We start from the raw sequence: 14044 nt of genomic DNA on the forward strand, positions 1-14044 counted from the left end.
TTCATGCAGGGGGACGGAAGTACAACGCAAGTGCAACACGAGGTCATTTCGTCGCCGTTCGTGAGCGAGGACGCTGCAAGAGGCAGGCCAAGCCCCAGCCCCGGGCCGCCTCCTTTGCAGCCCCCGAGCTCTTGGACGGTCACACGTGATGGAACCCCTTACCGAACACCGTCGGGTCAGCGGCCCGGTCGTCTATGGCTTTCTGCGGCTGATCAACATCTCCGACGCCCGGCAGGCCGCGCTGTCGGCATCGCTGGCCGAGTACTGCCACCAGCACGAACTGTCGTTGTGCGGCGTCTTCACCGAGTGCACGACTGTCGTGCCCTCGGGGGCTTTCACCGGACTGATGGACGTGCTGGAGCTGCCCGACACCTACGGTGTCGTGCTGCCCGCCATGTCCCACCTGGGCCCCCGGGCCATAGCCACCGGTCGAGGCAAACGCATCGCAGCGGCCGGGGCCCGGCTGTTGCTCGTCCGAGGCGACAAAAAGCCGTCTCCACCTCACCACGGGCTCTCCGGACCGGCCGGCGTCCTGTCCCGGCACCGTGGGCGGGGCCCTGCACCAGCCCTGGAGGCGGAGTCATGAGGCTGACCTTGCCCGACATCGACCAGCGAACCTTCGACTCGGTGCCCGACTCGGTCGGCCGGGCCCGAGACTTCACCGACAAGTCCCTCCTCGCCTGGGGATTGGACGCCCTCGCGGACGACGTCCGGCTGTGTGTCTCCGAGCTGGCGACCAACGCGGTCGTCCACGGGACCGACCACAGCACTGATCAGAACTTCCTGGTCCGGCTCATCGCCGACGACCGCTACGTCCACCTCGAAGTGCACGACGATCACCACCTCTGGCCCGAGCGCCGCCAGGCGGATGAAGGTGACCTTTCAGGGCGCGGACTGGGCCTGGTCGCCGCACTCTCTGCCGGGTGGTGCGTCGAACCCCGCCAGCCGTCCGGAAAGATCGTCTGGACGCGTTTCGAGATCGCACCTGCTCCACGGGAGACGTCATGCTGACGCGCGCCCTGACGCCCGCTCCCTTGTCCGGGCCCGGTCCATGTTTGCTGGTCTCGCTCAGCACCTGGACCTGGTCCGGCACCGATCCGGTCGGGCAGGACGTTGCCCACATCCTGCTGGCCCACCCGCCCGGCCGCAGCGGCCGCGATGCCCCGGAGGCCATCGCCTCCCGGATGCGGCACATCGCGGCCAGCCTCGGCGGACTGGCCGGCTCTCGTGGCAGCCTTCCGGAACTTGATGGCCGCCTGCATGTCGTCGGCGACCGGGTATTGCTGAAGTTCCATGGATCCCGCTACGGCCTGCGTCTGCCGATGTATCCCGGCTGGACCAGCCTCCTCGCCCGCCGGGGCAGAGCCGTCCTGATCGTGGGCCTGGACCCGTTGCCGCAGTCCGCAGATGCCGCCCGAGTCGACGCATACATCGACGCTGCTCCGGCGGCCGGCCGACTTCTCTTCGGCCTCGCTCGTACCCCCTGACTCCACTACCGGCCACCCCTGCACGACACCACGCACTGCAACTGAGAGGGAACTGCCATGGAACCCTTCGAACGTGCCCGGCTGGACGCCTACTTCGCAAAGGTCGCCACCCAGTTCGTCCCGGCCGAACAGGCCACGTCGTTCCTGGTCACGCACTTGCTCGCCGAGCGCCCGGCATTCGTCCGTGCAGTCGCGGCCATGAGCCGGCTGCGGGCCGTGCTGCCCAAGCCGAAGTCCGTCAACGCCGTCGCGCAGCGCGAGGTCGAGCAGGCCATCCCCTGCGACACGCTCTCACGGGAGCTCTTCACCGACCCCGACACCGCCTTGAACTACCTCGAATCCCGGGCTCCCGGCGAGAGTGTCGTCCTGCTGGACGTCGGCGGCTACTTCACCCCCACCATCAGCGAGCTTCACAGCCGCTACTCCGGTCAGGTCCTCGGCGTCATCGAAGACACCGAGAACGGACACCGCCGCTACGCCGAGGTCGACAAGCTGCCGTGCCCCGTCGTTTCGGTCGCTCGCTCGCCACTGAAGGATCCCGAGGACTTCCTCGTCGGCCAGTCCGTCGTCTTCTCCACAGAAGCCGTGATGCGCGCCCGAGGGGGACATCCTCCACGGCCGCCCTGCCTTGGTGATCGGCTTCGGCAAGCTCGGTAGCTCCATCGCTCGCCTGCTCCATGCCAAGGGCGTCCAGGTCATCGTCTACGACATCGACCCCGTCCGCCGCACCCAGGCCCTCTCTCAGGGTTTCGTTGTCGCCCGCGACCGCGAAGCCACCCTGGCCGGCGCCGGGCTGGTGCTCTGCGCGACCGGCTCCCTCTCCCTACAGGGCGAGGATTTCCCGCATCTGCGCAACGGCGCCTACGTCGCCACCGTCACCAGCAGCGAGGACGAGCTGGAGCTGGACGGCCTGCCGGACGTTTACACCCGCACGGCGGCCGGCGAGCACGTCACGCGCTACCAGACCACTGGCCATTACTTCTACCTGGCCAACGGCGGGAACGCCGTCAACTTCCTGCACGGCGCGAGCGTCGGACCGTTCATCTTCCTGGTCCAGGCCGAAATACTGGCCGCGATCAGGATGCTCACCCGCGCTGATCTCGCCCCCGGCATGCACGAGGTCAGCGCCAACGACCGAGCCGCTATCGCGGCGACCTGGCTCTCCTACTTCAACAGGTGATCGATTTGGCCATCACGGCAGACCACATCCGCACCACCATCAGCAGCTACCTCGATGAGCATCCCGAAGAGAGGCCCGCCCTCGCCCCCGTCCCCGACCTCCTGGACGCTGGAGCCGACCTCACCAGCCGCAAGGAGTTCCGCGGCCACGCGACGGCCGGCGCCATTCTGGCCGGGCAAGACGGACGCGTCCTGCACATCCACCACCTCGCCCTGGACACCTGGCTCCTGCCTGGCGGCCATCTGGAAGCCGAGGACGAGACGCTGCTGGACGCAGCCCTGCGCGAACTCAGCGAGGAGACGGGCATCCCCTCCGATGCCGTCACGCCGATGAGCGACTGTCCGATCCACATCGACGTCCACCTCATCCCGGCCAGCGACGCCAAAGGCGAGCCGGAGCACCAGCACTTCGACTTTCGGTTCCTCTTTCGAACCACAGCCGAGGTGGGTCAGCTCCAAGCTGAAGAAGTGACCGACGCGGCATGGCGTGACATTGACACGATGGGTGACGGACACATGCGGCAGAGGGTCGCCGTTGCCCTCCCCTGACTTGCCGAGTGGGGTGGCATACGAGGTCGACGAGAGCGCCGCAAGCAGGACTCTGATGCCCCTTTGTACGGGCCCGCCATCCAGTGTGTGACGGCAGCCGCGTAGGCCGTCGGCCGGGCCCGCGCCTGCTGTCCGTACGGCCCGGCCCCGGGCGGTCAGGGTTCCCCCCCCCGGCGCCGGGCGGCGCACGCTGGAAGGGCACACGGGTGTGTGCCGGTCATGGGGGCTCACCGTGAACCGCGGAGATCCGCGGACGGCCCCTGGCCGAGTTGTCGGGACCAGGAGGAGCCGTGCCCCCCGGCGAGCCGCCCGCGCCGCTCACCCGGCATGACGCATGGTGCCGGGCTTCGCGGCGCATCCGCGGGAGACTAGGCCGCCTCCGGCGGGTCTTCGGCTGTGGGCCGCTTTGCCGCCTGCGGCGGCGGGCGCCCTGTGGGCGCGTCCTCGATCTCCCCCAGCTACCGCTGGGAGGTGCCCCCAGACGGGCTTGATTCGGCAGCCGCCCGCTCACGTGATCCGCCGGACAGGCCCTACGCCGCCCGGTGCCGGTTCGGCCGCGCGGGGACGCTCAGCAACGGCCCCAGCGCCCCGTCGCGCAGCTTGGTCACCAGCGGAGCGCCGAACCGGCGCGCGAGCAGCACGGTGATGACGGCCGTGCAGGACCCGGCGACGGCCGCGACCATGACGTCGTGCGGGTAGTGGGCGCCGACGTAGACGCGGGAAGCGCCCATCAGCACAGCGGCGAGGGCGGTGACGGCGGCCAGGCGCCGGTTGACGAAGAACAGCGCGGCGGCGACCGCGAAGGCGACGGTGGTGTGGTTGCTGGGGAAGGCGAAGTCGCTGGTCGGCGGGCACGGCTCGATGAGGAAGTCGTGCGGCAGCGCCCGGCACGGACGTGGCTCCTCGAAGACCGACTTGATGCCGTCGTTCACCAGGTACGACAGGACGACCGACACCGGCGCGAACAGGGCGGCGGCCATGGTGCGGGCATCGTGACGACGGGCGAGCCACCACCCGGCCAGCAGGAACACGGCGAAGAGCGCGACGCCGTAGCTGGTGTAAGCGAACGCGGTGCCGTTCAGCCAGTGCGTGTGCCGGGCGAAATCGGTGACCGAGGTGTACCAGTCGCCGTCGATCGCAGCGCCGTCCAGGCCGTGCGCGCCGAGGGTGGAGGAAGTCGTCATCGGGGGCAGCTCTCCGGTGGTTCGGGAAACAGTGGTTCGGGAAACAGCGGTTCGGAAGGCGCGGGTTCGGCGTGGCGGAGGCTCGCGCGGTGGTGCGGCGGGTTCCGGTGGGTGGATGATCCGGTCAGGCGGCGGCGGCCCTGGGGCGCGGCGCCACGGACCCCCACAGCGCCGGAACCGGCGGCTGTTCGGTCATCCCCACAGCGCCTGCGCCGCGGCGACCCCGGCGAAGGCCGCGCCGAGACCGGCGACCACGCTCCCCAGCGCGTTGGCCGTGGCGAAGAAGCGCGACCCGTCCTCGGCCAGCCGCAGCGTCTCGTAGGAGAACGTGGAATAGGTCGTCAACGCCCCGCACAGGCCCGTGCCGACCAGGAGCTGGACATGGGAGGACGCCGCCCCTGCCGTCACCGCCCCGGTGACCAGCCCGAGCACCAGGCAGCCGACGACATTGACGGTGAAGGTACCCCACGGGAAGACGGTGTCGTGCCGCTTCTGCACCGCCCGGTCCGTGAGATAGCGCAGCGGCGCTCCGGCCATCGCGCCCATGACCACCAGCAGCCAGCTCACGCCTTCTCCTTCTTCTTGCGGCCGACGTAGCGGATGACCTCCACCTCGTCGAGGATGACCAGACCCTCGCCCACCAGCTCGTCCAGCTGCGGCAGGAAGGCCCGGACCCGTTCCTCGGTGTCCACGATGACGATCGCCACGGGCAGGTCCTCGCTCAGCGACAGCAGCCGCGCGGTGTGGATCAGCGAAGACGCCCCGAACCCCTCGATGCCCTTGAAGACGCTCGCCCCCGCCAGCCCTGCCTTGTGGGCCCGGTGGACGATCTCGGTGAACAGAGGCCGGTGATGCCAGGTGTCGTTCTCCCCGACGAAGATCGTCAGGCGCAGGGAGCTGCCGTTCAGCCGGGTCATCGTGCCCTCCACTCGATCACGCGCCGGGTCAGCGCGGCCGTCGCCCACACCGCCGCCAGAGCGGACAGCAGCGTGAGCCCGAGATACGCGAGGCCGGTCGCGGCGCGCCCGCGATCGACCAGATGCTGGATGTCCACCGCATAGGTGGAGAACGTCGTGAAGCCGCCCAGGACACCGGTGCCGAAGAAGGGCCGCACCAGTCGGTGAGCCGCCCACACCTCTGTGATCACTACCAGGAACACGCCGATGACCGCGCAACCGATCACGTTGACGATCAGCGTTGTCCAGGGGAAGGCGCCGGGAGCGGTCGGCCACAACAGGGACGCTCCATAGCGGGCAGCGGCTCCGAGCCCGCCACCGAGGGAGACCGCGCAGACGATCGGCAGCTGGTCCCGCCGCCGTGACGCCCGCCGGCGCTCCCGCGCCGACGGTTCGATGTCCGGATCGACGGGCTCTCGCACCGCCCGGGCCCAAGGTGTTCCCACGTACACGTCTCCCTACTCGCCGGGCGCCCGCACGGAAAAACGGGCACGCTTGATCGCAAGTAGGGACTGTTGGCAGCAGAGGTGCTGCGGTTCGGGTACGGCGAGCCCCACCGCCGCGCGGTAGCCCGTAAGGCCACCGCTGACGGCCAGAGTATCGCTGGTCGTGCGCCTCCGCCCACTTCGGGGAGGCCCACCGAGGCCGGCCCCGTGCGTCGGCCGCCCTTAGGCTGGCCGGCGACCTGGCCTTTCGGCCGGTGGGCGAAGGGAGGCGCACGCCGTGACGGACAGCGAGCGGGACCTGGCGGACGCGCAGCGGCGGCATTGGCAGGACACCTACACCGCCCACCCGGGCATGTACGGAGAGCAGCCCTCCGCGCCGGCCGTCCACGCTGCCCGGGTGTTCCGGGCGAGCGGGGCGAGGGACGTCCTCGAGCTGGGCGCCGGGCACGGCCGCGACGCCCTGTACTTCGCCCGTGAGGGCTTCACCGTCCGGGCCACCGACTTCAGCCCCGTCGGCCTGGAGCAGTTGCGGGACGCCGCCCGTGTCCATGGCGTCGACCAGCGGGTGACCACCGTGGCGCACGACGTGCGCGAGCCGCTGCCGCTGCCGGACGACTCCGTCGACGCGGTCTTCGCGCACATGCTGCTGTGCATGGCCCTGTCCACCAAGGAGATCCACACCCTGGTGGACGAGGTCCGCCGCGTCCTGCGGCCCGGCGGAGTGTTCGTCTTCACCGTCCGCCACACCGGCGACGCCCACTACGGCGCCGGCATCGCACGCGGCGACGACATCTGTGAACACGGCGGCTTCGCCGTGCACTTCTTCCCTCGCGACCTCGTCGACGCCCTCGCCGGCGAATGGAAGCTGGAGGAGGTCCACGCCTTCGAGGAGGGTGAACTGCCGCGCCGCCTCTGGCGTGTCACCCAGGTGCTGCCCCGATGAGGGCGAGCGGGATACCGGCTGCGGACATCACCGTCGACGGCGATGGAGGAGTGAAGGCCGGCTCAGGAGGTGCGGTCGGGGTCGAGGAGGTCGGCGATGTGGAGCAGGGCGGGCAGGGCCGTGCGGAGGGCGGACCGGTCTTCCTCGGTCAGTGACCGAAGCGCCTCGCACAAGCGGCGTTCGTGGGCGTCGTTCCAGGCCGCCAGCTGGTCGCGGCCCGCGTCGGTGAGGGTGACGGCGGACGCCCGGCGGTCGCGGGGGTCGACCGTGCGGGTGACCAGTCCCGCGGTCATCATCTGGCCGATCAGGCCGCTGACGGTGCTGACGGCCAGGCGTTGGCGGGCGGCGATGTCGCCGACCCTGGCCGGGGCGTGTTCGGCCAGGGTCTGGAGCAGTTCGACCTGGGCCATGGGCAGGGTCTCCCACGGGTAGTCCGTGCGGATCGAGGAGCGCAGGGCCCGCCGCAGCCGGGTGACGGCCTCGGTCAGAAGCCGGGCGTCCGGGGCGCCGGCGGCTTGAGGGGCCGTCGGTCGCCCGGGCCCTGGCTGCGGTGACATGGGGTCACTCTAGTGGGGTGGACGCGGAGGTTCGCCGGGTCGGTACCCGCGTTGGCGACGGGCATGCCGGCTGGGGGCGAGACGTGTCCGGGCCGGGGCTCGCGAGCACCGGCAGCAGCCCCTCACACGGTCCGCTCCGACCACGAGCCCGGGGGGTGTCCGCGGTCGCGGCCCGAACGGGCGGGCTACCGCGGCGCGTCCGAGGCGGCCTGGTAGGAGCTGGTGCCGTAACGGCTGCGGAACTCGGCCAGGAGCTCGTCGGTCGCCTCGGCCCCGGCGCTCACGGCGGCGTGGACGTCGCGGAAGTAGTTTTCGTAGCCGGCGGGAGTGTAGAGGCACAGGGCGCGTGCGGGGACCGGGCCCGCGTTGCGGAAGCCGTGCGGGGTGCCACGGGTGGCGGCGAGCAGGTCCCCGGGGCCGGCTGTCACCTCGCCGTCCCCGGTGTGGAGTATCAGCTCGCCCTCCAGAACGTAGAAGTACTCGTCGTGTCCGTCGTGCACGTGTGGCCTGGCGCCGATGGTGCCGGGGGCGAGGCTGAACTCCTCGAAGGAGAAGTGCCCGCCGGTGTGTTCGGCGGTGAGCCGGAAGAAGTGCTCGACACCGGCGACGTCGATGAGTTCGCCGTCCTGGGGGCGGCGCAGAAGCGGGCGGGCGGGGATCCGGGCCTGATCAGTCATGGCTGCATTGTGGCCCCGCCGTCCTCCTCCGCCGCGAGTGAGCCCCCGGCAAGGATCCGGTGAACCTTCGCGGTCACAGCACTGGACGCGTCGAGGTCACGGTCGGTACGCGCCCCGGTGGTGCTCAGCCGATGGTGGGCGTGGGCTTGTGGAATGCGTTGCGGCTGGTGGTGGCGAGGGTGACCAGGGAGGCGATGAACAACGCCATGACGGCGTAGCGGGGGCCGTCCGGCCGGTCAGCGTCGCCGGGGAGTTGGAGGGTGAGGGTGACGAGGGCGACGCCGAGCGCGGTGCCCAGGCCGCGGGCCATGTTGACCAGTCCGCCGCCGGTTCCGGAGGAGCGCACGGGGATGGCGGCCATGACGAGGGCGTTGTTGGCGGGGATGAAGACGCCCAGCCCCAGGCCGAGCAGCGCGAGGGCCGGCGGCAGCCAAGCGGCGTTCACGGGAACGACGAGCATGACGGCCAGGGCGCCGGTACTCACCGCCGCGCCCAGGACGCAGCGGGCCCGTTCGCTCCAGACGGCCGGCAGGATCCGTTCGGCGGACGCGGCCGCGAGCGCGAAGCCCGCCGGGAGCGCGGTGAGGATCAGCCCGGCACTCAGTGCGGACGACCCGTGCGCGGCGAACACGAGAGGGACGAGCACGAGGGGGCCGAAGAGCACCAGATAGCCGCACAGGGCTCCGACCAGGCCGAAGGAGACGGCCGGACCGCGGAACAGGCCGGGGCTGACGAGGGGGCACAGGGCATGGCGTTGGCGCAGGGTGAACGCCCAGCCCGTGCCGACGGCCACGATGAACAGGGCAGCCGCCCACCAGGGGGAGACGGCCGGACGGGACAGCACGGACAGGGCGAGCAACGCCCCGGTCGTGGTGGCGGCCAGGAGCGCGAGCCCTGGCCAGTCGAAGCTCCGCGTGCGGTGGTGGGCACGGGTGCGGGGCAGCAGGAAATGACCGGCCGTCATGGTGAGAAGCCCTACGGGCACGTTCAGGGCGAAGATCCAGCGCCAGCCCAGGGTGGAGACGAGCGCGCCGCCGACCAGGGGTCCCAGTGCGAGTCCGAGCGCCTGGGCGGCCGCCTGGGTCCCGAGGGCGAGCCTCATACGTCCCGGGGGCGCGCTGGTGGCCACGAGGGCGACGCTGTTGGCCTGCATCATCGCGGCGCCCGTGGCCTGGGCGATGCGCAGGGCGATCAGCGCGGAGAGGGATGAGGCGAGTGCGCAGGACCCGGAGGCGGCTGTGAAGACGACGAAGCCGTAGAGGTAGAGCAGTTTGCGGCCGTGGGCATCCGAGAACCGGCCCACGGGCAGCAGCAGGGCGGTGAGGGTGAGGAGATAGGCGAGCGAGACCCAGCTGACGGCGGCCAGTGAGGCGTGGAACTCCGCACGCAGGCCGGGGTAGGTGAGGGTGACGATGCTGGCGTCGAGCTGGCCCATGAAGGCCCCGAAGCACACGGTGGCGACGGCCAGCCGCCAGGCGCCGGCATAGGTGCGTATGCGTTCGGGCCGCCGGCGCTCCCGCACCAGGGTCTCGGGCAACCGGGCGCGTATGCGCAGGCGTATTCGCTCTCGCTTCACGTCACCGGCTCGCGTCGCGTCACCGGGCATCTGACCCTCCCTCCTGCCGGGCAGCCCGTCGGGGTGGGATCGGCACCTTGGTGGCTCGTCGGCCACGCGCTGCCCTCCGATCCCGAGATTACATCGGTTACCGAAGTGTTCGGCAACCGACACGAACCGGCGCGAAGGGGTGCGACCGGCGCCCGCTGTCCGGCACCACCTCGGCGTCCTCGTGACCCCCTGCGGCGAGCGCACCGCACGCCCGACCCGGTCCTGCGGCGCCCCGCCCGGGAACTTTGCGGTGGGGCGTTTGGTCTTCCGGGGCTGGGCAGGCTGATGCTCACAAGGAAAAGGAATACGGCCCGGTCATGCCCTGTTGGCGCTGCTGGGCCACCCGACCGCACGACCGGAAGCAGGAGCCGCACAATGAGCAGCAGCACGGTGGAGCTCACCAAGGACAACTTCGACGAGATCGTCTCCGGCAGCGGGTTCGTGCTCATCGACTTCTGGGCCGAGTGGTGCGGTCCGTGCCGGCAGTTCGCGCCGGTCTACGAGGGTGCCGCCGGGCGGCACGACGACCTCGTCTTCGCCAAGGTCGACACCGAGGCGCAGCCCGAGCTGGCCTCCGCGTTCCAGATCCAGTCGATCCCCACGCTGATGATCGTGCGGGACAACATCGCGGTGTTCGCCCAGCCCGGCGCGCTGCCCGAGGCCGCGCTGGAGGACGTCATCCAGCAGGCCCGCGCGCTGGACATGGACGAGGTGCGCGCCTCCGTCGCCGAGGAGCAGGCCAAGGCCGAGGGTGGAGAGCGGCCCGCCGGTGAGTGAGCTGCTGCTGATCCGGCACGGCGAGACCGAGTGGAGCCGCACCGGGCGGCACACCGGGCTCACCGACATCCCCCTCACCGAGCACGGCGAGCGACAGGCGGAAGCGCTGCGGCCGCTCCTCGCGGGCCGCCGCATCGGCCACGTACTGGCCAGCCCGCTGAAGCGGGCGCTGCGCACCGCCGAGCTGGCCGGGCTGGACCCCGAGGCCGACCCCGATCTGCGGGAGTGGGACTACGGCGGCTACGAGGGAATAGCGACCGCCGAGATCCACCGCACCCGGCCCGACTGGTATCTGTGGGACGACGGCGTCGTGCCCGGAGCCGAGGGACACCCGGGGGAGACCGCCGGCCAGGTCGGCGCCCGTGCCGACCGGGTGCTGGACCGGGTCGCGCCGTGGCTGCGCGAGGCGGACGGCCCGGACGTGGTGCTCGTGGCGCACGCCCACTTCCTGCGGGTGCTGACGGCACGCAGGCTCGGACTGCCGCCCACCGCGGGTGCCCTCTTCCGGCTCGACACCGCTACTGTCAGCCGGATCGGCACCGAACACGGGCGACCCGCGCTCGTGGCCTGGAACCTGCCCTCGGCCTGACCCCGCCGGGGTCGCGCCGAGCGTGTCGGAACCGGGCCCGGTGCCGTGACCGGCCGATGATCGGGTGCGGTACGAAGACCGCCCCCGGTCCTCATGTGAACCGTATGAACGGTATGAACCGTTTCTTTCAGTGGAGGGATGCCATCGTGGCCACGACCCGCACCGCGCACACCGTCTGGGAAGGCGAACTGCTCAAGGGCAGCGGAACCGTCACCTTCGACTCCTCCGGCATCGGGGATTACCCCGTCTCCTGGCCGGCCCGCGCCGAGCAGGCCAATGGCAAGACCAGCCCCGAGGAGCTGATCGCGGGCGCCCACTCCAGCTGCTACTCCATGGCGCTCTCGCACGGCCTGACCGGCGCCGGCACGCCCCCCACCCGCCTGGAGACCAAGGCCGACGTCACCTTCCAGCCGGGCGAGGGCATCACCGGCATCCACCTCACCGTCCGTGCCGAGGTGCCCGGCCTGGACGACGCCGGCTTCGCCGCGGCGGCCGAGGACGCCAAGAAGAACTGCCCGGTCAGCCAGGCCCTGACCGGTACGACGATCACGCTGACGGCCGAGCTGGTCTGAGCCGGCCCGTAGGGTCACGAGGCCGGGGGCGGTGCCCCCGGCCTCACTCATTTCTGCAGTGCCGCGTAGACGATGAGGTTCCGGTCGGGGACGCCCTCCGCGCAGGTGACCAGGCGCAGCACCGGCTCCGACGTCGGCCCGTAGACCTTCCGCCGCGGGAACGCGCTCTTGTCGACCTCCTCCGTGTCCGTCACGGTGAAGTGCAGGATCTTGCCGTCGCCCCGCTTCACGTCGATCGCGGCGCCCCGGCCCAGCTCGCGCAGGCCGTGGAAGACGGCCTGGCCGTCGGGGGCGTCGGCGTGCCCGATGATGACGGCCGCGCCGGGCCTGCCCGGCTTGGCGCCGCCGGTGTACCAGCCGGCCGTCGTGCCCTTCTCCGCCGGCGGCAGCTGCGCGGTGCCGTCGCTCTTCGAGCCCAGGCGCAGCAGGGCGCTGTCGACGCCGAGGGACGGGATGGAGATCCGGGACGGCTCCTCGGCCGAGGCGGGGGTGCCGACGGCCCGGGAGTCGTCGCCGCCGAGCGAGCCGCCGCTGCCGAGCGAGCAGCCGGTCACGAGCGCGGCGGCCAGGGCAAGGAAGGCGATCACAGGGAAGCGGGGCATCGGTATCCGTCCGGGAAGGGGAGAAAGTCCCGCCCACGCTAGGTGCGCGGCCGGGCCCCTGCATCGGGTGAATGGCCAGTTCCGTATACGCCTGAAGGATGAGACGGCGCGGGCGCCGGGGCAGTGCTGGGCCGTGTCCGGTGGATCCCCAGCTATCGCCGGGGGTGCCCCCAACAGGCTGAAAGCGGCTGAGCTCAGCGAAATCAAGCCTGTCTGGGGGCACCTCCCAGCGGTAGCTGGGGGAGATTGAGGACGCGCCCGCAGGGCGCCCGCCGCCGCAGGCGGCAAAGACGGCCCGCCCGCCGCAGGCGACCAGGCGGCAAAGCCGGCCCGCAGCCGAAGATCCGCCGGACACGGCCTACGGGCGGAGCAGGCGCTGGAACAGCCCCCAGGTGAACTCCGCCACGTACTCGCCGCGCACCCCGTCCGCGTCCGGGGCCGTGAACGCCAGCCCCCAGCGCGTCGGTGCCGTCCCCTCCATCGGCCGGGCGGGCGCGAAGGCGCGCGCCACCTCGTCGACCGTGCAACACCACGGCCGCAGGTCCTCGACCGTCCGCAGCTCGGGGCCGGCCGCGCCGGGAGCCCGGACCAGCCATTCGTTCCACACCGCGCCGCCCGGCGCGGCCAGCACCTCGAACCGCAGGTCCGGCCAGAGCGGCACCCGCCAGGACGCGGCTTCGAAGCTCAGGTCGCCCACCCGGCGCGCCCCGGAGGTCTCGGGCGGCCCGAGGACCGAGCGGTAGCGCGCGCCGGCCCCGCGCCGGCGCGGCGAGTGCAGCATGGCCTGCCAGCGGCGATTGGCCTCGCGCATCGCGGCCCGGTCGGCCCCCAGCTCGCGCAGGGCGTCCTCGACCGGCCCCGGCTGGTGATCGGCCATCCGCCGCAGCAGGACGAGCTGGAACTCCAGGGGACCGAAGGGCTCGGGTTCGGGCTGGGGCGCGTGAGTCATGAGGGTCATCGTGGCGCACGCGTGGCGCTCGGCGGAGAAGAAGACGCGAGGAACCGGACAGCTGCCGTGATGGCCGCCCAGCGCAACGACGCGGCGACCTGGTGGCTGCGTCCGTGGCGAAGTGTTCGCCGGCGCCGTGTTGCTGACGGCAGGTCGGTTCCACTTCACCGCCCGCGCCGCGGACCGTCCGGTACGGCGGTGACGAACCGGCTTGTACGCGCGGGCCGTTCCGCCGCCCGTCGCGCAAGCTTTACCTCCCGGCGGCCGTGCGGCGGCCCGCACGCCTCCCACGCCCCACGCGCGCCCGATACGGTCTGGTCATGACGGAAATCGACCCGCGTCGCACCGCCCTGGTACTGATCGACCTGATGGAGCGCATGGTCGCGCTGCCTCTCGCGCCCCGGGACGGCGACGAAGTGGCCCGTACGGCGGGGGAGTTGGCGCGGTCCTTCCGCAAGGCGGGCGCGCCGGTCGTCGTGGTGCGGGTGGAGCGGCCGGGTGTGGCGGAGCAGCCGCCGGGCAGCGGGCTGCTCGCCGGGATCGCCGAGCCGGGCGACATCGAGGTCGTCAAGCGGACCGTCGGCGCGTTCCACGGCACGGATCTGGACGAGCGATTGCGGGAGCACGGCGTACGGACCCTCGTCCTCGGCGGCGTCGCCACGAACCTGGGCGTGGAGTCGACCGCCCGCGCGGCCGCGGACCACGGCTACGAGCTGGTCTTCGTCGAGGACGCGATGAGCGCCCTGACGGCGGAGGAGCACCGGGCGTCGGTGACGCTGGACATGCCGCGCCTGGGCACGGTGGTCAGCGCGTCGGGGCTCCGCTTTCCGGCGTAGCGGGGGTGGCGACCGGGCCCGTGTCCGGTGGGTCGTGTGATCGGGCGGCTGCGGGCCGTGTCGTGCGCACCACCGCTGCGCGGTGGTGTCCTCAAGCGCCGGACGGGCTTGATTGTGGCTGAGCCCAGCGAAATC

At 71.7% G+C, this 14044-nt stretch carries 18 protein-coding genes and 1 pseudogene; 10 read left to right on the forward strand and 9 right to left on the reverse strand.

Going from position 1 to position 14044, the window contains the following annotated elements:
• The first annotated feature begins 148 nt into the window (after positions 1–148).
• The 5 genes and pseudogenes from J7E86_RS08265 to J7E86_RS08285 all read left to right on the forward strand — a co-directional run bounded on the left by J7E86_RS08265 (position 149) and on the right by J7E86_RS08285 (position 3215).
• The gene (locus tag J7E86_RS08265) at positions 149–586 is read left to right on the forward strand and encodes a hypothetical protein (RefSeq protein WP_215080874.1); all 438 of its coding nucleotides are present in this window, start codon (positions 149–151) and stop codon (positions 584–586) included.
• Positions 583–1011, forward strand: a complete 429-nt coding sequence (locus tag J7E86_RS08270) for an ATP-binding protein (protein WP_215080875.1) — start codon at positions 583–585, stop codon at positions 1009–1011. The genes J7E86_RS08265 and J7E86_RS08270 overlap by 4 nt, the downstream gene beginning before the upstream one ends.
• Positions 1005–1487, forward strand: coding sequence for a hypothetical protein (locus tag J7E86_RS08275; RefSeq protein WP_215080876.1), 483 nt, complete (start codon positions 1005–1007; stop codon positions 1485–1487). The genes J7E86_RS08270 and J7E86_RS08275 overlap by 7 nt, the downstream gene beginning before the upstream one ends.
• Positions 1488–1544: 57 nt before the next feature.
• Positions 1545–2667: pseudogene (locus tag J7E86_RS08280) on the forward strand (adenosylhomocysteinase).
• Complete coding sequence (locus J7E86_RS08285; RefSeq protein WP_308312516.1) at positions 2664–3215, forward strand: NUDIX domain-containing protein; 552 nt, start codon at positions 2664–2666, stop codon at positions 3213–3215. The pseudogene J7E86_RS08280 and the gene J7E86_RS08285 overlap by 4 nt, the downstream one beginning before the upstream one ends.
• 530 nt (positions 3216–3745) lie before the next feature.
• Here J7E86_RS08285 and J7E86_RS08290 read toward each other — a convergent pair.
• The 4 genes from J7E86_RS08290 to crcB (J7E86_RS08305) all read right to left on the reverse strand — a co-directional run bounded on the left by J7E86_RS08290 (position 3746) and on the right by crcB (J7E86_RS08305) (position 5753).
• Positions 3746–4399 carry a phosphatase PAP2 family protein gene (locus J7E86_RS08290; protein WP_215080878.1) on the reverse strand — a complete coding sequence of 218 codons (654 nt, stop codon included), beginning with the start codon at positions 4397–4399 and terminating at the stop codon, positions 3746–3748.
• Positions 4400–4591: 192 nt separating this feature from the next.
• Complete coding sequence (gene crcB / locus J7E86_RS08295; protein WP_215080879.1) at positions 4592–4966, reverse strand: fluoride efflux transporter CrcB; 375 nt, start codon at positions 4964–4966, stop codon at positions 4592–4594.
• The gene (locus tag J7E86_RS08300) at positions 4963–5316 is read right to left on the reverse strand and encodes a DUF190 domain-containing protein (RefSeq protein ID WP_215080880.1); all 354 of its coding nucleotides are present in this window, start codon (positions 5314–5316) and stop codon (positions 4963–4965) included. Before J7E86_RS08300 ends, crcB (J7E86_RS08295) begins: the two co-directional genes overlap by 4 nt.
• The gene (gene crcB / locus J7E86_RS08305; protein WP_308312525.1) at positions 5313–5753 is read right to left on the reverse strand and encodes a fluoride efflux transporter CrcB; all 441 of its coding nucleotides are present in this window, start codon (positions 5751–5753) and stop codon (positions 5313–5315) included. The genes J7E86_RS08300 and crcB (J7E86_RS08305) overlap by 4 nt, the downstream gene beginning before the upstream one ends.
• 325 nt (positions 5754–6078) lie before the next feature.
• Between crcB (J7E86_RS08305) and J7E86_RS08310 the strand changes: the two genes are divergently transcribed.
• Complete coding sequence (locus J7E86_RS08310) at positions 6079–6744, forward strand: class I SAM-dependent methyltransferase (RefSeq protein WP_215080882.1); 666 nt, start codon at positions 6079–6081, stop codon at positions 6742–6744.
• A 62-nt stretch (positions 6745–6806) separates the two neighbouring features.
• On the opposite strand, the gene J7E86_RS08315 is transcribed toward J7E86_RS08310, so the two are convergent.
• The 3 genes from J7E86_RS08315 to J7E86_RS08325 form a co-directional block, all read right to left on the reverse strand.
• Positions 6807–7301, reverse strand: coding sequence for a MarR family winged helix-turn-helix transcriptional regulator (locus tag J7E86_RS08315; protein ID WP_215080883.1), 495 nt, complete (start codon positions 7299–7301; stop codon positions 6807–6809).
• Positions 7302–7486: 185 nt separating this feature from the next.
• Complete coding sequence (locus J7E86_RS08320; RefSeq protein ID WP_215080884.1) at positions 7487–7978, reverse strand: cupin domain-containing protein; 492 nt, start codon at positions 7976–7978, stop codon at positions 7487–7489.
• Between the two features lie 124 nt (positions 7979–8102).
• Positions 8103–9584 carry an MFS transporter gene (locus tag J7E86_RS08325; protein ID WP_215080885.1) on the reverse strand — a complete coding sequence of 494 codons (1482 nt, stop codon included), beginning with the start codon at positions 9582–9584 and terminating at the stop codon, positions 8103–8105.
• A 375-nt stretch (positions 9585–9959) separates the two neighbouring features.
• Here J7E86_RS08325 and trxA point away from each other — a divergent pair, with 375 nt between their 5' ends.
• The 3 genes from trxA to J7E86_RS08340 all read left to right on the forward strand — a co-directional run bounded on the left by trxA (position 9960) and on the right by J7E86_RS08340 (position 11522).
• Positions 9960–10361 (forward strand): thioredoxin, encoded by a 402-nt coding sequence (trxA, locus tag J7E86_RS08330; protein WP_215080886.1) that lies wholly within the window; start codon positions 9960–9962, stop codon positions 10359–10361.
• Entirely contained in the window at positions 10354–10950 is a 597-nt protein-coding gene (locus J7E86_RS08335) for a histidine phosphatase family protein (protein WP_215080887.1), read from the forward strand. Before trxA ends, J7E86_RS08335 begins: the two co-directional genes overlap by 8 nt.
• 146 nt (positions 10951–11096) lie before the next feature.
• The gene (locus J7E86_RS08340; RefSeq protein WP_215080888.1) at positions 11097–11522 is read left to right on the forward strand and encodes an OsmC family peroxiredoxin; all 426 of its coding nucleotides are present in this window, start codon (positions 11097–11099) and stop codon (positions 11520–11522) included.
• 47 nt (positions 11523–11569) lie between these two features.
• On the opposite strand, the gene J7E86_RS08345 is transcribed toward J7E86_RS08340, so the two are convergent.
• Positions 11570–12124: a sortase domain-bontaining protein gene (locus J7E86_RS08345; RefSeq protein WP_215080889.1), complete on the reverse strand. Its 555-nt coding sequence runs from the start codon at positions 12122–12124 to the stop codon at positions 11570–11572.
• Between the two features lie 358 nt (positions 12125–12482).
• A complete protein-coding gene (locus J7E86_RS08350; RefSeq protein WP_374223776.1) occupies positions 12483–13082 on the reverse strand; it encodes a hypothetical protein in 600 nt (199 codons plus the stop codon).
• A gap of 311 nt (positions 13083–13393) precedes the next feature.
• Here J7E86_RS08350 and J7E86_RS08355 point away from each other — a divergent pair, with 311 nt between their 5' ends.
• Positions 13394–13909, forward strand: a complete 516-nt coding sequence (locus J7E86_RS08355) for an isochorismatase family protein (protein WP_215080891.1) — start codon at positions 13394–13396, stop codon at positions 13907–13909.
• Positions 13910–14044: the final 135 nt, after the last annotated feature.

This window comes from Streptomyces sp. ISL-11 (assembly GCF_018614525.1).
GTDB lineage: Bacteria > Actinomycetota > Actinomycetes > Streptomycetales > Streptomycetaceae > Streptomyces.